This is a genomic window from Pontibacillus sp. HN14 (assembly GCF_021129245.1).
GTDB lineage: Bacteria > Bacillota > Bacilli > Bacillales > BH030062 > Pontibacillus.
On record NZ_JAJOLR010000001.1, the window covers coordinates 1,150,445 to 1,168,326 of the forward strand.

General features: G+C 40.3%; 21 protein-coding genes and 1 other annotated feature. Of the genes, 7 read left to right on the top strand and 14 right to left on the bottom strand.

What is annotated here, in order from left to right; all coding sequences use genetic code 11:
• Positions 1 to 14: 14 nt before the first annotated feature.
• The 4 genes from LQ226_RS05940 to LQ226_RS05955 all read right to left on the bottom strand — a co-directional run bounded on the left by LQ226_RS05940 (position 15) and on the right by LQ226_RS05955 (position 4,297).
• Positions 15 to 809: an ABC transporter ATP-binding protein gene (locus LQ226_RS05940; protein ID WP_231416932.1), complete on the bottom strand. Its 795-nt coding sequence runs from the start codon at positions 807 to 809 to the stop codon at positions 15 to 17.
• A 2-nt stretch (positions 810 to 811) separates the two neighbouring features.
• The gene (locus LQ226_RS05945; RefSeq protein ID WP_255688310.1) at positions 812 to 1,765 is read right to left on the bottom strand and encodes an ABC transporter permease; all 954 of its coding nucleotides are present in this window, start codon (positions 1,763 to 1,765) and stop codon (positions 812 to 814) included.
• Between the two features lie 130 nt (positions 1,766 to 1,895).
• Entirely contained in the window at positions 1,896 to 2,936 is a 1,041-nt protein-coding gene (locus LQ226_RS05950; protein ID WP_231416933.1) for an ABC transporter substrate-binding protein, read from the bottom strand.
• Positions 2,937 to 3,325: 389 nt separating this feature from the next.
• Complete coding sequence (locus LQ226_RS05955) at positions 3,326 to 4,297, bottom strand: NAD(P)H-dependent flavin oxidoreductase (RefSeq protein WP_231416934.1); 972 nt, start codon at positions 4,295 to 4,297, stop codon at positions 3,326 to 3,328.
• Between the two features lie 68 nt (positions 4,298 to 4,365).
• Here LQ226_RS05955 and LQ226_RS05960 point away from each other — a divergent pair, with 68 nt between their 5' ends.
• On the top strand, positions 4,366 to 4,875 hold the full coding sequence (locus LQ226_RS05960) for a gamma carbonic anhydrase family protein (RefSeq protein ID WP_231416935.1): 510 nt from the start codon (positions 4,366 to 4,368) through the stop codon (positions 4,873 to 4,875).
• Positions 4,876 to 4,964: 89 nt separating this feature from the next.
• Here LQ226_RS05960 and LQ226_RS05965 read toward each other — a convergent pair whose 3' ends face one another.
• Positions 4,965 to 5,873 carry a GNAT family N-acetyltransferase gene (locus LQ226_RS05965; protein WP_231416936.1) on the bottom strand — a complete coding sequence of 303 codons (909 nt, stop codon included), beginning with the start codon at positions 5,871 to 5,873 and terminating at the stop codon, positions 4,965 to 4,967.
• Between the two features lie 223 nt (positions 5,874 to 6,096).
• On the opposite strand from LQ226_RS05965, the gene LQ226_RS05970 reads away from it, so the two are divergent.
• Positions 6,097 to 6,285 carry a YjzC family protein gene (locus LQ226_RS05970; protein ID WP_207527502.1) on the top strand — a complete coding sequence of 63 codons (189 nt, stop codon included), beginning with the start codon at positions 6,097 to 6,099 and terminating at the stop codon, positions 6,283 to 6,285.
• Positions 6,286 to 6,434: 149 nt separating this feature from the next.
• The gene (locus tag LQ226_RS05975) at positions 6,435 to 6,623 is read left to right on the top strand and encodes a YjzC family protein (protein ID WP_231416937.1); all 189 of its coding nucleotides are present in this window, start codon (positions 6,435 to 6,437) and stop codon (positions 6,621 to 6,623) included.
• A gap of 109 nt (positions 6,624 to 6,732) precedes the next feature.
• Here LQ226_RS05975 and LQ226_RS05980 read toward each other — a convergent pair whose 3' ends face one another.
• The 4 genes from LQ226_RS05980 to LQ226_RS05995 all read right to left on the bottom strand — a co-directional run bounded on the left by LQ226_RS05980 (position 6,733) and on the right by LQ226_RS05995 (position 9,255).
• Positions 6,733 to 7,140, bottom strand: a complete 408-nt coding sequence (locus LQ226_RS05980; protein ID WP_231416938.1) for a VOC family protein — start codon at positions 7,138 to 7,140, stop codon at positions 6,733 to 6,735.
• Positions 7,109 to 8,245: a metallophosphoesterase gene (locus tag LQ226_RS05985; protein WP_231416939.1), complete on the bottom strand. Its 1,137-nt coding sequence runs from the start codon at positions 8,243 to 8,245 to the stop codon at positions 7,109 to 7,111. The genes LQ226_RS05980 and LQ226_RS05985 overlap by 32 nt, the downstream gene beginning before the upstream one ends.
• 35 nt (positions 8,246 to 8,280) lie before the next feature.
• Positions 8,281 to 8,637 carry a hypothetical protein gene (locus tag LQ226_RS05990; protein ID WP_231416940.1) on the bottom strand — a complete coding sequence of 119 codons (357 nt, stop codon included), beginning with the start codon at positions 8,635 to 8,637 and terminating at the stop codon, positions 8,281 to 8,283.
• Positions 8,638 to 8,781: 144 nt separating this feature from the next.
• Complete coding sequence (locus LQ226_RS05995; protein WP_231416941.1) at positions 8,782 to 9,255, bottom strand: hypothetical protein; 474 nt, start codon at positions 9,253 to 9,255, stop codon at positions 8,782 to 8,784.
• 156 nt (positions 9,256 to 9,411) lie between these two features.
• On the opposite strand from LQ226_RS05995, the gene LQ226_RS06000 reads away from it, so the two are divergent.
• The 3 genes from LQ226_RS06000 (at position 9,412) to LQ226_RS06010 (ending at position 11,321) form a co-directional block, all read left to right on the top strand.
• Complete coding sequence (locus LQ226_RS06000) at positions 9,412 to 9,804, top strand: hypothetical protein (protein WP_231416942.1); 393 nt, start codon at positions 9,412 to 9,414, stop codon at positions 9,802 to 9,804.
• A 14-nt stretch (positions 9,805 to 9,818) separates the two neighbouring features.
• Positions 9,819 to 10,286 carry a flavodoxin gene (locus LQ226_RS06005; protein ID WP_231416943.1) on the top strand — a complete coding sequence of 156 codons (468 nt, stop codon included), beginning with the start codon at positions 9,819 to 9,821 and terminating at the stop codon, positions 10,284 to 10,286.
• Between the two features lie 426 nt (positions 10,287 to 10,712).
• Positions 10,713 to 11,321 carry a hypothetical protein gene (locus tag LQ226_RS06010; RefSeq protein WP_231416944.1) on the top strand — a complete coding sequence of 203 codons (609 nt, stop codon included), beginning with the start codon at positions 10,713 to 10,715 and terminating at the stop codon, positions 11,319 to 11,321.
• Between the two features lie 62 nt (positions 11,322 to 11,383).
• On the opposite strand, the gene LQ226_RS06015 is transcribed toward LQ226_RS06010, so the two are convergent.
• From LQ226_RS06015 to LQ226_RS06035, 5 genes are all read right to left on the bottom strand, one after another.
• On the bottom strand, positions 11,384 to 12,676 hold the full coding sequence (locus LQ226_RS06015) for a DUF3137 domain-containing protein (protein WP_231416945.1): 1,293 nt from the start codon (positions 12,674 to 12,676) through the stop codon (positions 11,384 to 11,386).
• Positions 12,677 to 13,066: 390 nt separating this feature from the next.
• Positions 13,067 to 13,942, bottom strand: a complete 876-nt coding sequence (locus tag LQ226_RS06020; RefSeq protein ID WP_231416946.1) for a hypothetical protein — start codon at positions 13,940 to 13,942, stop codon at positions 13,067 to 13,069.
• Between the two features lie 159 nt (positions 13,943 to 14,101).
• A complete protein-coding gene (locus LQ226_RS06025; RefSeq protein ID WP_231416947.1) occupies positions 14,102 to 14,506 on the bottom strand; it encodes a YhfM domain-containing protein in 405 nt (134 codons plus the stop codon).
• Positions 14,507 to 14,528: 22 nt separating this feature from the next.
• The gene (locus LQ226_RS06030) at positions 14,529 to 15,752 is read right to left on the bottom strand and encodes an MFS transporter (protein ID WP_354665906.1); all 1,224 of its coding nucleotides are present in this window, start codon (positions 15,750 to 15,752) and stop codon (positions 14,529 to 14,531) included.
• Between the two features lies 1 nt (position 15,753).
• The gene (locus tag LQ226_RS06035; RefSeq protein WP_231416948.1) at positions 15,754 to 16,125 is read right to left on the bottom strand and encodes a VOC family protein; all 372 of its coding nucleotides are present in this window, start codon (positions 16,123 to 16,125) and stop codon (positions 15,754 to 15,756) included.
• A 236-nt stretch (positions 16,126 to 16,361) separates the two neighbouring features.
• Positions 16,362 to 16,589 (top strand) — a binding site (T-box leader).
• A gap of 37 nt (positions 16,590 to 16,626) precedes the next feature.
• Between LQ226_RS06035 and tyrS the strand changes: the two genes are divergently transcribed.
• On the top strand, positions 16,627 to 17,877 hold the full coding sequence (gene tyrS, locus LQ226_RS06040) for a tyrosine--tRNA ligase (RefSeq protein ID WP_231417586.1): 1,251 nt from the start codon (positions 16,627 to 16,629) through the stop codon (positions 17,875 to 17,877).
• Positions 17,878 to 17,882 lie beyond the last annotated feature (5 nt).

Sequence of the window (17,882 nt, forward strand, 5' to 3'; positions counted from 1 at the left end):
GTCCTCCTCCTCTACTAAGATAATAGAGCACGGTCGTTTACCATTTGCTCTCCACGAATTTTCTGGAATTCTTCTAGGAGCGCTTCAACCGTAAGCTCTTTCTTCTCTTCCTCTGAAACTTCTAATATAATCTGTCCCTTATCCATCATAATCAGACGGTTTCCAAGATCGAGCGCTTGCTGCATGTTATGAGTTACCATAAGAGTTGTCAGATGATATTTATCTACAATCTCACTTGTTAGATTTGTAATAAGTTCAGCCCTTGACGGGTCTAAAGCCGCCGTGTGTTCATCAAGAAGAAGAATGGAGGGCTCTGTAAATGTTGCCATAAGGAGTGACAATGCTTGTCGTTCCCCTCCGGATAACAAACCCACCTTTGCGTTCAAACGATCTTCAAGACCTAAATGAAGACTTTCAAGAGATTCTTTAAAGAACGTTTTTCTCTTTTTTGTAACGCCCCTTTTAAGGGTTCTTTTTCTATTTCTCGAGTAAGCGATAGCCAAATTTTCTTCTATCGTCATCTCCGGCGCTGTTCCAGCCATTGGATCTTGGAAAACACGCCCAATTAGTTTCGAACGTTTATATTCCGGATAAGGTGTTACATCTTTATCCTGGATGGTTACCGTTCCAATATCAGGTGACATTGCCCCTGATATTACGTTCATGAGCGTTGATTTCCCTGCACCGTTACTTCCAATTACCGTGACAAAATCACCTGGCTTTAAAGACAAATCAATGTGTTCAAGAGCAATTTTTTCATCAAGTGTTCCTTCATTAAAGACTTTATGAACGTGATTTAGTTGAAGCACCGTTACTCATCCTTTCCGGCTGATGCCATTTGGACCGCGGCCATACGTTCTGCGTTTTTCTTTTTCTTTAGCTGGCGAGATTTATAATTATCAATAACCTTTGGCAATACAAGCGCAATGATTACAATACATGCCGTTACGAGTTTCATATCACTAGCTTCTAGGAATTCAGCTTGCAATGCTACAGTTACGACAATGCGATACACGATAGCTCCTCCAACCACTGCAAGGGTTGTACGGGCAATTGACTTCGTTCCAAAGAGCGCTTCTCCGATAATGACAGAAGCAAGCCCAATAATAATCATCCCTATTCCCATTCCAACATCAGCAAATGACGTTAACTGAGCAATTAACGCTCCGGAGAAAGCGACAAGTGCGTTGGAAAGGCCTAGACCTAAAATAATAAATAAGTCTGTGTTCGCAGAGAAACTACGAATCATTTTCTTGTTATTACCTGTTGCACGAATGGCAAGACCCACTTCTGTTTTTAGGAAGCGATCCGTAAGCCATTTAATGAAGAAGGTCACAACAATCATGAAGAAGAAAATACCCCATGTACTCGGTAGGTAACCTTCCCAGCCTACCATGTTGTATAAAGCGTTAAATGGTTCATTGAGACCAAGGCTGTCCCACCAACCAGATACTACATCAAGACTAGACTCCTGGTTAAGCAAAGCGACGTTTGGTTTCCCCATAATCCGGATATTGATTGAATAAAGAGCAATCATCATCAAGATCCCTGATAATAAAGGGTTAATCTTACCTTTTGTATGAAGGATACCTGTTACACACCCTGCAAGGAACCCAGCGATAAACGCTAGAATTGTCGCAAGAAATGGATTGTATCCATTAAATATTAAAATCGCAGCAACGGCTGCTCCCGTAACAAAACTCCCATCAACAGTTAGGTCAGGGAAATCTAACACACGGAAGGATAAATAAACACCAAGCGCCATAATCGCATAAATAATTCCAGATTCAAACGCACCAAAAATCGCATAAGGCACAATGATCACCCTCTCTCGTTTTCATAAAAGGGCCCAGTGCGCTAGTTAACTTAGTTCACTGGGCCACCTGGACCAATCTTTACTCTACAAATTCAGCTTTCTCTTCCCATTCTGATTTAATTTCTACACCTTGTTCCTCAGCAGCTGTCTTGTTCATCACAAGTTTTAAATTGCCTGGCACTTCTGGTGCAATGGAGGAGATTTCTGATTCACCTTTTAATACTTTGGCTGCCATCTCACCTGATTGATAGCCGATATCATAGTAATCAAACCCATAAGCGGCAAGAGCCCCACGTTCGACTGAGTCAAACTCTCCTGCTACGACCGGAATATCTTGATCGTTTGCTACAGAAATAACGGACTCTAGAGCAGAAACTACAGTATTATCCGTGATTATATAGAAGACATCCGCTTTTCCTACAAGTGCTTCTGCTGCTTGTTGTACTTCTGCTGAAGTCGATACAGATCGTTCTACAATTTCTAGGTCTGTACCTTCCATCGCTTTCTTGACAAGATCAATCTGAGCAATCGAGTTTTGTTCACCAGAGTTATAGATCATACCAACTTTCTTCGCTCCGAGCTCATTGCTAATAAAGTCTACTGTACTAGGAATCGCTTCTGGGTGGTTATCGGTAGTGCCTGTGATATTATCCCCGGCTTCCTCCATAGATGATACAAGTTCAGCCCCTACAGGATCCGAAACAGATGTAAAGATAATAGGGATATCCTTTGTTGCATTGAGCGCTCCCTGAGCACTTGGTGTCGAGTTCGCAAAGATCAAATCTACTTGATCCCCTACAAAATTAGTAGCAATCGTTTGGTTATTAGACTGGTCTCCTTGAGCAATTTGAAGGTCATATTCTGCGTTTACCCCAGCTTCTTCTAACGCTTTCTTAAACCCTTCAAACGCTGCATCAAGAGATGGGTGTTCTACAATTTGAGTAACCCCTATCTGATACGTTTCTCCATTAGAGGACTCATCCCCGGAAGTGTCTTCAGTACCCGCTGTATCATCCGCATCACCACTCGCGTCCTCAGTACTATCGTCAGATCCACAAGCTCCTAACACGAGTAAACTCCCTAAGACCACAAGCATCAACAACCAATTAATCTTTTTCATCGAACTCCCCTTCCCATTAATCCCTTAATTATTATGTAAGACTCAGATGTTTGAAACCGTTTACATTTAATCTCTAAAAAAATGGTCGTCCGCGAATTGTATGATAAACAATACAGACAACGTATTTATAACGTAATAGTATCGGACGCCTATCTATTTGTCAATAAATTTTCAAAAAATTAAAATTACTCACATAATTTAGAGCGAAAAAGCCTCACTCCCAACTCCCCCTCATTTAAAAGCCGCTATTATAACCACAACTAAACACCAAAAACTTTCTTACGTCATACACTCCCCAACCTCTTTCACACTCTAAAGTGAAGATGCGTGCCTGACACGCTTCACCTAACTAAAGCAAACAAAAAACAGACGAGCGATTCGCTCATCTGTTACTTTGTTTCTGGTTTAGTTAAGGAATAGGTTTTGGACAAAGATTGAAAGCAGCCCGATGCTTCTTCCATCATGGATTCAAAAAGTTCTTGAACTGTAGGAAGATTGTGAATCAATCCGGACACCTGCCCCCCGTTAATAAAACCTTGATCCAGCTTCCCGTCTAAGGCCCCTAACTTATGATAATATTCGGAAGTCAGACGATTAAAGTCGTCTTCCTCGATCCCCTTCTCTTCAAGTGTAAGCAATTGTCCGGCATATGGTGTTTTCATCACTCTTCTTACTTTCCCAATGCTACGGCCAACAATGACCGTTTGAATGTCATCCGCTTTTAAGAGTGCTTCTTTATAGGAGTTGTGCATGGGTGAATCAGAGGTTGCAATCAGTCTCGTGCCCATTTGAACCCCGCTTGCTCCAAGAGCTAGAACTGCTGCTAACCCGCGACCATCACCTATTCCACCAGCTGCCACCACAGGCACAGATACTGCGTCTACAATCTGAGGAATCAACGTAAGGGTAGTCGTTTCAAAGTTTGAATTAATCCCAGCTGCTTCATACCCTTCAGCTACTATCACATCTGCGCCCGCTTCTTCAGCTTTTTGTGCCTGACGTTTAGAAGCCACCACAGCAATCACCTTCACACCATACTCCTGAAAGTAAGGGATGAATGGAGCTGGGTTTCCAGCCGATAATGAGACCACAGGGACCTTCTCCCCCACGACTAACTCAATCATTTCGTCTCTGTAAGGAGTTACATTTAAAGGAATGTTTAACGCGATCGGTTGCTTTGTACGTACTTTTAAATCTTTTAGAATCCTTTTTACTTCGTCAGGTTCCATCGTCCCAACTCCAACTGTTCCTAGACCTCCTGCTTCACTGACTGCAGCAGATAACTGTGCATTACTCACATTCCCCATCCCACCTTGAAGAATAGGGTATTGTAAATTTAAAACGCGACAAAGATCATTCATTCCATTCTCACCTCGTTACAGAAATGTTATACTATTCATAAAGTTAACACAATTCAAGGAGGAATGGAATGCTTTATAAATACGGGAACAACTTCCCAATTGTTGATCGAAGCGTATTTGTAGCTCCTGGTGCCCATATTATTGGGGATGTTACGATTGAAGAAGAATCATCTGTATGGTTTAACGCGGTATTAAGAGGAGACGAAGCTCCTATTCGAATCGGGAAAAGAACAAGCATTCAAGACAACTCCACTTGCCACCTCTATGAAGAATCTCCTTTACAGGTCGGAGACGAGGTTACGGTGGGTCATAACGTCATCCTCCACGGTTGTACAATTGAAAATCGAACAATTATAGGGATGGGATCAACCATTCTAGATGGCGCTTTAATCGGAGAAGAGTGTATCGTCGGTGCCAATTCCTTAGTCCCCCCTGGTAAATCCTTTCCTCCACGCTCCTTAATACTTGGATCACCTGCAAAAGTCGTACGAGAGTTAACAGAGAATGATCTTGAACTCATTCAACAATCAATAGATGCGTATGTACAAAAAGGACAACAGTACAAAAAACAAATGTAATAGCTCCCTCGCCCCTGTTAACAAATTAGAAGCCAAAACTGCTCTTAGTTTGGCTTCTTTGTTTTTATGACCGTTATAATTGATAAGGTTTAAGAACTTTTTATCCCCTCATAGTTATCCAGCAGCTCTCTGACCTTTATACCATTTATTGTCATCCCTTCGATCTGACTATCCTTTATAGCCACATCTCTTAAATCGCATTGCTCAAATATACTTGTATGGAGATCGCATTCTGTAAAAGAAATAGACTTCCTATCTTCTCCTAGATCCGTGTGCCAAAAACGAAGGCCGCCCATAGAAACAAAAGAAATCGTGCTATCTTCTAACGTTAAATCAGCGAACATAGTCTTCCTAAAGTTAATGTTTTGGTAAACAGACCCGCTTAAATTGCAATTATGATAATGGCCTTTCTCAATGTTGCTGTTACTCACAGAAATATTAGAAAGATTGGCCCCATACCATTCCGAATGGGCCTGATCTGAATATTCTCTCACAAGTCCATTACCACCACCGGACATATTTTTATGAATTCGCTTTTCATAACAACATTCTTCTTCTGTTTCAAACACCTTGTTATACCCGCTCTTCTCATAGAAATGTAAATTCCCTATTTGACGACGAGATGTCTCAAGCTCCCAGACCCGAACTCCATTATGTTCATCTTCTATAAAGTTCATAACTTTTCTCCCTATCCCCTTACCTTGCTGTGAAGGATCAATGAAAATCCGATCTATCCTTCCAAAAGATCGCCCCGTAAGAGTCAGGATTACACCACCGACAATATCCTCATCCCTCATTACTTTATACGTATGTAAATGATGAATAGAATACATCATACGATCCACAGATCCATACCCAGGCGGTTCAATGTTGTAATCCTTCTCTTCCTGCTCACCTGTGAGCCATTTCCTCGACTCCTTATCAAAAGCTCGTTTCATAACATTTCTTAAATCAAATGCATCCTCTGGCCTTGCCATTTCAATCGTAATACCTTCCATTTGTATACCCTCTTTTCTTAATTTCGCTCTTTCCTATTATTTCAAACCGACAAATAATTAGCTAGATTTATAGAAAGTGCATAACAACTTACCCCCTTACGTTCCTTCTGTCCTATATTTTATAAAAATAGCATTTAAATGTGTTTTTCTTGTTTAGATTTGTATAATTCTGGCTATATAACTCTGTGTAAACAAAATTACCAATTAAAGGAGATGAATGAACATGGCTGATCGTTACAAGACAGGAGAAAAGGTACCAGAAAACGGTACGTATGAATTTGATGGCCTTGCTGACACGAATGGAAATGGGACACCAACGGAAGATGAGAAGCACGTAAGTTTAGAAAGTGGCGAAACATTCCCTCCTCTTCGCTCAAGCAAGGAAGCAGCTTATTGGAAGAAGTCTAACTAAAAAGAAGTTGTAGGATCCGTATTTTTTCAGTTTTGAATAACTGTCCGCCACACATGAATGTTTTTTTAGGATAATAAACCACACCTTCAGCTATAAGGGCACACCGTTCCTATATAGTTGCAAAAAAATTCTTAAAGGAGAGTATTCTGATGGCTAACCGTTACAAAACAGGAGAAAAAGTACCTGAGAATGGCACGTATCAGTTTGACGGATTAACGGATGGACGTAAAAGTGCAAATCCGACCGAAGATGAGAAACATATTAGTTTAGAAAGTGGACAAACGTTCCCTCCTCTAAGTTCGAGCAACGCTGCAGCTTACTGGAAGAAATCTAACTAAGCGAGATATACACAAAAACCCCTGCCTAACTAAAGGTAGGGGTTTTCTCGTTAAGTATTACTTTGTCTCTGTATAAGGATGGGGACACATCCATTAAACTCCTATTCCATTACTCATTCCAGGGCGCAACCAGTTCAACTTTTATGCGATCAGGGTCTTCAAAATAAACGGCATAGTAATCTTCTCCACCTGCGTACGGGTGTTGATCTTCATAGAGGATCTTCATTCCCTTTTCCTTCAGCGCTACTGTTACTTCATCCACCTGTTTCCTAGAACATGCATGAAAAGCTAAATGATTCAAACCTACACGACACCTGTGATAAGAAATATCCAAGAAACGATCTTCCGTTTGTACAAAGACAAGATAGGTGTTTCCTAGTTTATAACTCACTCCACTATCCCACTTCTGAAACGGTTCATATCCCAACTCGTTCAGAAACCAACCCCAGAAATCGGTGGTTTGTTTCAGATCGGATACATATAGTTCAATATGATGTAGCAGTCCTTGTTGTGACAACAGAATCCCCCTTCTCTAGTACAGTATGCGGAACCCATCCTACGACGCCTTCCTTTTTAATTAACGAATAGCCTGTCTTCGAATCGTCCACTAAGGAGACATAGTCTCCCTGGCATACGTTCAGTTCATTTCCAGAAGCATCACCGGCCGTTTTATACAGCCCGTTTTCAGTCTGAATGATCATTTCATTTTTTACGTATAACCTGTTCTCTGATGATTTATGTAGACAATGGGTAAAGTCTTCACCCTTACTTATGATATCTAATTCGTAATCTGGATAAGTGATAACACGTGAAGGTTCGGACTGAGCTTTATACGTTGTATGAATACGTATTTTAGGTAAGTGATCAACTGATTGATAGGTAAACCTGTCCGTCTCATCCTCTTTGTGAATGATAAACGCATTTAGCTGACCACTTTTTTTAATCACATTTCCTCCATCTATACTAATCACCTTTAGCTCGTGATCCATGATCGGATTATGTTGTAATAACTGTTTAGAATAATTGACCACAGGCCAATGCCCAACCACCACATACTGGGGAGCCAGATGACCTTTATCCATAAAGGAATAATCCTTAATCGCATGGGATCTTTTTGTTTGACGCCAATTCGTTTTATACTCGAGAGCCGCATGAACAAAAATATAATCTTTCGTTTCAATAGCTGTTGGCAATCCTAGTAGCCAATTCATTTCTTCTTGGAAGTGTGCCGTTAAGAATTTTTGAATATCCTTAATATCTGTATCCTCCGCTATTTCAACCTTTAAAAAGCGGAGCCACTCGTTTATTAATGACTTCTCCCTCTGAAGCAAATATGGAATAATGTTCTGATTGTGATTTATGATTTCATGGACAAGCACATCACAATTTCCCTCTGTCACATAAACATGAGGGTGAGACTGCTGTAACTTCATCACAAATTGTACGACCGCCCAACTATTGGCCCCTTTCTCACACAAGTCACCATTAATAATTAAGTAATCTTCTTCATTAAAGCCAACTTCTGTCAATAAGTCTTGCAAAAGTTCTGCTTCCCCGTGAATATCAGATGTGACAATTACTCTTTTACCAGATGGGATGTGTAATTCTTGAATCTTATCCACTTTTAATCTCCCTCCTCCGTTTCTTTTTATGTCAGCTATGAATGTCTCTTGTTCTTCCTGCCTTTCCATATGGCATTCATGAGCGTAAGGGAAACAACTACCCATAGAACTGGGTTACTTAAAGATAGCCCACTTGCAGATTCACCACCTAACAGAGTAAATAAAAGAAGAAGACTAACGATATAGATGGTCAGCCCTATTTCCCATAAAGGAAGAATCTGACTTCCCTTTTCTCCAAGAAAAATACTAATGACGATTAGTAGCCCCCAACCGATTAAAAGTCCCCACTTAATCCATATTGCCCCATCTACGCTCGATAAAAAGTAGTCATAGATTAACATGCCCGTAAGAATCGGAGTAAAAATAATCTCAGCAACCTTATCCCATTTCATCGTCCCCGGCCTCCCCCAACATGGATCACTCTTTACTAGATTCTATTGATCTTCATGATCCCCTCCTATTAAATGACAATTTATGCTAATCCTAAACAAAAAAGACCATCCTTGATTAGGATGATCTTTCCTACCCTCTATGCCTTACGCACTATTCATCACATGAAGTTCCCCTGTCGTTAAATCAATGCATTCGATACTAGATGGCTTCCTTTGAAACATATGTTCACTGCACAAGATGGCTTTCTCTTTATAGTCTTTAAGCATTTGAGTACTACACTCCGCAAAGAATTTTCTAAATCTTACTTGACTGTGATCTTGCCCAATAATCGTATGATCTAAGCGAAAGCTCTTAGCGTTATGCGGGTCCACCCCTTTCCACAACGGACAATACCAAGTGTGCTCGTCTTGGTAAATGTCTAGTTGCTGCAGGAGATGATCAACGATCTGAACAAAAGCAATATAATCACAACCTGATTTAAAGAACGTTTCCTTCCCTTTTTCTTGTTGATGCTGATACACAATATGTAAAACAGATGATGTCGTTCTCTGTTTAGCAGGCAGTAAATAAAGTTGATAAACAATGTGGTTTACGAAATTTTGGTATTCTTTATTCATTTCACCACTCCTCTCCTCTTTAGCTATAGTATTTCACAATTGAAAATAATTATCAATATCAATTAAAGGTTGACTGTGAGAATGTTTATCAATTATAATCAAACCTAATCTCTGATAATGATTTTCATTTAGATCTCTAATGAAAGGAGTTTGGTTATGGAATACACATGGATTGTTACAAAGTCCTTTGAACATAAGATAGATTGCTTTTGTTCCGGGGAGCCTCATACAAGTAAGATTCCCTTTCAAAAAGGAGATCGAATAGAACTGACAGATGAGGTGAAAAATGTGGAACCAATGGGATGGTATGTCCGGATTATTATGAACCAAACCTATCAGGTCTTCGTCCATATTGACGACCTTGAAGATTTTTACGAACACCATCTCATCCAATCAGAAATGGACCTCGACTTACAAAGGAACTACTATCAATATAAAGTTAACACCGCACTGGACGAATGGAACCAGGACCAATTTTCACACTATGTAAATAAGCTAGAAGAAGTTCAGGATGTGCTCACTACATCATTTACTAGAATCCCATCTTAAAGGAGTTGACCACGATGGCAAATATCCTCATAGCGTATGCTAGTATGTCTGGAAACACGGAAGAAATAGCTGACCACATCATGAGTGTATTAGAAGATTCGGGTCATTCAATCACTCTAGAGGAAATGGACGAATTGAACCCACAAGATCTCTTAGATTATGATGCGGTTTTATTAGGTTCTTACACTTGGGGAGACGGAGATCTTCCTTATGAGGTAGAAGAATTTTATGAAGAAATGGAAGAAGTCGATTTAAATGGACTACCAGCCGCTTCTTTCGGATCAGGGGATACGTCTTATCCGAAGTTTTGTGAAGCCGTCAATCTGTTTCAATCACGCCTTGAAGCATCAGGTGCATTCATTTGTCAGGAAGGATTCAAGATTGAAATGGCTTTAAATGTAAAAGAAGATTATGAGCGTTGCACCTCATTCACACGTCTCTTTGAAGGGAAAATGACAGAAAAGCTCCAACTAGCTACATAAAGAAAAGGCAATGCCGTCTAGCATTGCCTTTTCTAAAAGTATCTTTGACACGTTGCACAATAAGGGTCCCCATTTCCTCTCTTTTGTTTTGCACGGCAAGTCGGACATTGTACATAAGCACTATTGCTATTCGTAACCCCAGCGAAACCACCTCGGAAGAAACCTTTCATTGCCACTTCAACTTTGCCTACCAATAGAAATGCAATTCCGATGGAAGACCCTAGTAATATACAAATGAGTAAAATCGTCAAGATCATCACTCTCCCCGTTATCCACGCTACCAACAAGTCGAAAACGCTTTCCTATCTCTCTTTAGTCTATCACAAAGCATCCATTTTTTTAACTGTTGATTCGTTATAAAATTTGGCCAATCAGACGTTTGCTTCATCTTTCAACGTGATACGCCTACTAATAAGGAGGGGTAAAATGAAAAAGACGGCCGCGTTTATATTAACAAGCTTTTGTGTTCTTACGGGGTGCAAGGATGCTCCCTCTCAAGAAGACCAATCAGCAACTGCGGAACCAATGGAAGAACAAGAGAATGATCCGCAGAAGAAAGAATCACCTACAATGGATTCAGAGAAAGACAATCAAAGCCATCCAAAGAACACATCTGATTCGAGTGAGAAAGAAGAATTAACAAAAGAAGAAGCCACTAAAGTCGTTCAGCAATATGAACAAGCGATCTCCCATACCATAGACGTTATGCAAGATGATAACCCTGATAATGACTATACTTCTAAAGAAGAAATAAAAAAGTATTACACAGATTCGATGACAGAAGAACTAGCGGCTTCAAATGCAGATTCTTACTTCTGGACAATAGAAGGACAGTTTGAGGTAAAGCCTCGCGACGGCGGAATTCAATTACAAACCGATCAGCCCTATACGTTCAATCAACTAGAAGAAGAGAAATATGAGCTTGTTCAGGAAAGAGATAATGAGTTGTTTAACCATGTGAAGGCGCACTTCATTATTGTGCGAGAAAACGAACAATGGGTAATAAAAAAGGTTTCAAAAGAAGAATTAGAGTAAGAAAGCTAGCACTTTGTGCTAGCTCCCCCATTACAAAATCTTAGTTCGAATTTCTCTCTCCTTTACGATGTGGTAGATCTTTGTTCATATTGTCTTGTATGAACATCCATCAACACGATACAAGACAGAAAGTCAGCCAACGCTTTGTATTCTTGTTTCATAGAACGCTTGCTTACTCGTTTCGAAACAGGATGCTCGAATAGAGACTGCGCCTCAAACGGAATGGCCATGTACAGTTTATCTTGACTAAACGTTAGATAAATGGGGTTGCGTAACGTTTTACGGGCTTTTAAGATTCCTTCCATCAGTTGATTTGTTATCTTACCTTCCACACTCCCCTCTACTGAGTGTTCTACAATATAGGCACGATCAAAGGTGCTATTTCCTGTCTTCAGTCTTTTGTATCTTCTGCGCCGGTCTACATACCCCCAAAGGGCATATCCTCCAAAAAGAACGCTGCACACGACCAGGGCGGCTATAGAAATCATTTGAGCTTTTTGAGTAGCATGTTCCCCCGAGGTATCGAATGAAGAATAAACAAACGCTCCCGATATAAGAATGAACAGAACATAGAAAAAATAACGAACTTTCATCATCCAGTAACGAAGCTTCCGAACGGCTCTCCTTGGTGTAAAGCGTCTTGTTATCCGTTCTCTGAGGATGATCTTCCCCCTGATATATTGAGGTTGTGTCAGCTTCATGACGATTCCCTCAAACGTCGGGACCACGACTCGCACATACTTTGTATGTTGATTTTGTCTATTGTATCTTAATTTCTTCCCCACTTTCTTCGTCAGAATTTCACTAAATTGAAAACGTGTCTTTCCGATCTTTCCTTTGACATGATCTTCTGTATAAAATTCATTCACATCAGAGGATAAGAGTGGGAGGACTTCTGACTCCAAGAGTTCACGCCGGTCGACACACCCACCGTTCGAATCAAATGTGAGCGTATCCCGTGTATCGACTCCAGAAGAGTTGAGTAGCCCCTGATTTCGGTATTCCTTGTTCGCTTCTTCAACAGCATATTCCATCATTGTATGCATGAGGGTTTTGTATTTTTCTGTGAATCTCTCCTGTGCTACACTTCTTTCCTGCACCCAGACAAAGGGCAGAACAAAGATCGGAAACAAGGTCCCAATAATAATTGGAAATATGAAATGAAGTTGCAATAGGTAAGTCACCCCGGCCAGAATCAGACCCCATATGATTAAACCCTTACTACTCTTCTTCAGCATCCTTCGTTTGGCAAGACTCCATTCGTGCTTCCGAACTTTCTCTGCTTGGTCTATATCTATTTGATGATCTCTTTCGAACTCTTTGTAGTTCTCAATATGTATTGGTATTTCTTCCATATTCATCCCTCCCACTCAAAAGTGTACGATAATTCTACCTGAAAGTTCCAAACCTTTTCAGAAACAATACTTTTATACTACCTTTAAGAAGGATATGTATGTTTCCGTTCGATTCTAAAGAGTGTAAGGTGGTTCGGGGAATCACTGGCTTTCCGCGGCGAGCTGGGAAGGCACCTCGCTCGCGTTGATCTCTAAGTGGTTTTCCCTATGCTCTCTGCCGCAGGAGTTTCGCGATTTCCTGAACCACCTTCTCCTATATGGAGAAGCGGAAACAAGCTTTATGTCAAAATCTTTATCTTTCAAAAACGGTAAGATTCAAATTCTTTATGAGAGATAGTAAATGGAATTTCTCTACATATAAAAAAGCCTTGCCATATGGCAAGACTTCTTTTATACATGGTCGGGTTCGGCCTGATGAGAAAAGAATAAGTAGAGAAGGCCTAATCCTATAAAGGTGAGCAATACATACTGGATTGAAGCAATCACTAGAGCAAGGCCAACAATCGTTACAAGGCTGGATGAAATTGCTCGTTTCTGACGGGCCGTTCCGACTCGGTAGCCGTGAACAATAGAAAGGACAACCGTTATAGCGATTAACGCCCCTCCCAGTACAAAGGTTCCGTCCGTTTGTGATGCATCGAACACGGTGACAACCCCGATCATAAATCCCGTTATATCTACAGTCGATGTACTTTGGTCACCATACGCATAGTGAGTGCTAATAATGGATAAGAATAATAGTCCTGTAAACATCACTACATATGCGTGCCCCATAGAAACAGCTAGTAAGAGCATAACCAATAGAACGATTGATAGCACTCTCGTCCCCTTGAATGTAAATTTACTTGCAAGGTGTACCATAGACATCACAAACAGAAACCAGATGATGGTTAAAGGAATGGTCACATAATGAAGAGATATACCCTCATGTAAGGAAGGGAAGAAGATCGTATTGAGTTGAATGTCTCCGAATACAGAAACAATTAAAACTGCAGAAAGCCTCCCGATCCTCCTGCCTCCTTCACCAATCCATGAATAATTAGACCCATAATCTGTTAGAATTAGAACGAGTCCTGCTACGATTACAGGAACAGAAGAAAAGCCTTCAGGACCTATTAGAAGTAACCCTACGGTAAAACTAAGCCATAAGACCACACTACTCGTTATTCTAGGGTTTTTAAGGAGTTTATCACGGTAAGTAAGCCAGGAAACTTGTTTGTAAATAAAAGGAATTAAACAACACAAAACGACTACCAGATTCAACACTGCACCACCTTCTATAAAAGATTACGAGCACAAATTCTCTTACACATAACTGGTACTTAATAACTATGTATCTATTGTAACCCGAAACCTTTTAAGAAGTCTTGTGTTCTTTGTAAATTTTATTTAAATTTTCTGTTAATTAAGAAAGAAGTGCATGTGTTAATCGTTAATGATCGAAGCAACCCTCTCCACATCGGAGGAACTGATTCCGGCAAAATGGGAAGTATCTCCCATAACAATCCCCCTTCCCTGCTCCGGATCTAACCAAAGGGAATAAGTGAGAGTTTCTCCATTTTCAAGAGAGAACACTAATTGATAGTCAGAAGGTGGCAAGTCTATATTTTTATCTTGTTCCTTTACTTGTTGAACAAGTTTAATCAGGACGCCTGCTTCATCCTTTTCACCGGTAATTTCTTTAACCATTGTGTTGGCTTCACTTTCGATGTTTATGTAAACCTTTACCTGGTCTACTTTGATTCCATTCAACGAAGTGCTGCACCCTGTTACAACAAGCAACAAAAAAATCATTAGAACAAAAAAGTGCTTCTGATGAAAATCCCTCATTCCTTTACCCTCCTTTATTAATTTAGAAAGAAACGTTCTGTTGAGAAAAATCGTTTCGCTCAGAAGGGATAAACACTTTGAACAGAAGGAAAAGTGCCAATATGGCTCCAGCACCTGCTAAGATTAAGCAAACGACTTGTAACGTAAACCACTGAGCGAACAAACCAAGTAACGTCGTTAACAAGATCTGAATCACCCCTTGAACCATATTGGCTACACTTCCGAACCGCCCCATAAGATTTACGGGGACCGTGTTCTGAAAGTACGTCGTATAACCCGTGTTCGCAAACGCCATAAAAAAGCCCAAAAAGATAAAAGCTACTGTCGCTGTTAGCATATTATAAGAAGAGTAGAAAAACACATATCCTACAGAGGAAAGTAAAATGCCTCCACTTAAATACATTCTTGTAGACAGTTTATTTGCTAAAATCGCCGCTACACTTCCTCCGGCTAACGATCCAACCGCGGTTATACTGACAATCAACCCATATTTCTGGTCAGATAATTGAAGATGTTGTTTGATATATGTCACTTCTTGAGAATCAAGGGCGAATCCTACCATCATGGCACCCTGAAATAACAAGTAGACTGTAATGAAAAATGGAGCTTTTTCAGCAAAAGTTCTCAATGCTTGCCAATCCTTCCTAATGCCTTTCCACGACATCGGTTCGCGTACTTTCCCCGTTTGATCCAAATCGTCAGGAAGAAGGAAGATCAAGAAGGCACAGATCAGGAATGTAATACCGTTAATTATAATACACAGTTCTGTACCCACCATCATAATCAGCACCCCTGCTAAACCAGGACCAATCAGAAATGCTCCTGAATTTGTCATTCCTAAAAATGAATTGAACCGCTTCCGTTTCGTTTGAGGTACAAGTTTTGTTATGTATACAGAAGAAGCCGGACCAAAAAATGCTCCAATCATATGAATAATTAGAATCAACCCATAGATTCCCCATAGCGAGGATAGCAAGGGAATACAAAAGACGAGGGCACCCCTTAGGATATCAACCATTACCATTAGCTTTCGTTCGTTCACCCGGTCTACGACACTACCTGACCACACATTCATCAATAGAACGGCGATAGGCTTTAATACATAGAGACCCGCTACAGCAGCAGGTGAACCTGTAAGATCTAAAATCAACAGGTTAATAGCAATTAAATAAATCCAGTTTCCTAAAAAAGAAATTCCAACCCCTGACAGCAACAACAACGGATTCTTCCAAGCCAGTATCTTCACCTTACTCAGAAGTAATCCTTATCAGATTTCCATCTGGATCAGCTATTTTGAAACCCCTCATTTCCCATGGGTACGACTGAATCCCCACTACAACAGGATAGTCCGCTTGCTGAAATCGCTCATATACCGTTTCAAGTCGATCAACTACGATAATCATCTCAGCTCCGTTCCCTTTACCGTGTGCCATTCCATTTCGACTGAAGTAGTTTCGCTCTTCTTGCTTCTTATTAAGCACCTCTTCTGAAGTTAACAAAAGTGAGAAACAATCATAATTGAATCGTGCAGCACGCTCATTCTTCCCGTATAGCTCTAACCCTACGAGATGTTGATAAAAGTCTAAAGATCTTTCTATATCTTTGACATAGTATTCCATCCTAAATAAGATACTCATCCTATCTTCCTTTCTATGTTGTTAAACTAGCATTCTAATCCTTTTTCATTAAGCGGATATTGCTTTTACCATCCACAGCTCCTATTGTAGAAGATTGCATCCCTACCCACTTCTACGAAAGGATATATTTCCCTCCTCTAACTTGCATATTTTAGACTCCATTAAAATAAAATTTGACAAACTCCACCAACAGCCGTACTATTATTCTTAATTTCATACGTGATGCAATGACGGAACAGAGTAGGATAAATATCCCTGTTACAGAGAGTCGATGGTTGCTGTGAATCGACACACATATTTATGTGAATTACTTTCCTGAGCTTCTGATTGGAAACCGAGCAGGTAGTAGAATCAGACGGTAAATCCGATATCTTGTTAAGTGGAAGATGAGTTTAAGCTCATTCTTTAACTTGGGTGGTAACGCGTGATAGAAGCACGTCCCATGATTGGGGCGTGCTTTTTTGTATGTTAAAAGGGGGATGGATTATGAAATTTGTGAACCAATTAAACAACAATCAACAAATGGAGCTACAAACACAGTTCGAAGTATTATCATATGGAGTGGAACGAATCGTTCCAAAAGAAGAGTTAAAAGAAAAAATCGCAAAGTCGATCGTAAAAAAGCAACCATTGAAAGTAAAATTAGGTCTAGATCCAACTGCACCTGATGTACACTTAGGCCATACGGTCGTATTAAATAAACTGAAGCAATTCCAACAGTTTGGACATAGGATCCAGCTTATTATCGGGGACTTCACCGGTAGGATTGGCGATCCCACTGGGAAAGACACAGCAAGAAAAGCCCTGACAGATGAAGAAGTACAGCATAATGCGAACACGTACTACGAACAATTCGGGAAAGTCATTAACATGGAAAAGGTAGAACTTCACTACAACTCCAAATGGTTATCCACCTTTGATTTTTCTAAAGTTCTTGAGTTAGCAAGCACGGTAACGGTCGCCCGCATGTTAGAAAGAAACGACTTCCACAACCGTTACAAATCCCATAAACCGATTTATCTTCATGAATTTTTCTATCCGGTTATGCAAGGGTATGACTCTTATGCATTACAATCAGATATAGAACTCGGGGGAACCGATCAAGAGTTTAATGTCCTCTTCGGGCGCCAAATTCAGGAACACTATGAGCAAGAGAAGCAAGTCGTCTTACTTTTGCCACTGATCGAAGGTCTCGATGGTGTTGAGAAAATGTCTAAATCGAAAGGCAATTACATCGGAGTAGACGAAAGTCCGAACGACATATTTGGTAAGACCATGTCCATTCCAGATGGGTTGATTGTGAAGTATTTTGAGTTAACGTCAAACCTCTCCATCGAGGAAGTCTCGACGATTAAATCAATGCTTGAAAATGGCACCCTCCATCCGAAAGATGCAAAAGTTCGTCTCGCTCATTCCTTAGTAGAGTTGTTCTACAGCAAAGAAGAAGCGGATCAAAGCCAAGGAAATTTCGCTAATGTATTCGGTAAGAATAAGATGCCAGAAAATATGCCCGAAGTTATTTGGGAGCTCGAAACAAGTATCAGCATTATTGACTTAGTGAAAGGGTTGAATTTATTGCCTTCTAAAAGCGAAGCCAGAAAGATGGTCCAAAATGGTGGTGTCCGCATCAATCAGGAAAAAGTAATGGATCCTTCACAAATGATAGAAGTTGTTGATGGAATTGTCGTACAGGTGGGAAAGAGGAAATTTGTAAGGCTTAAAGTGAACCCCTAAACCTT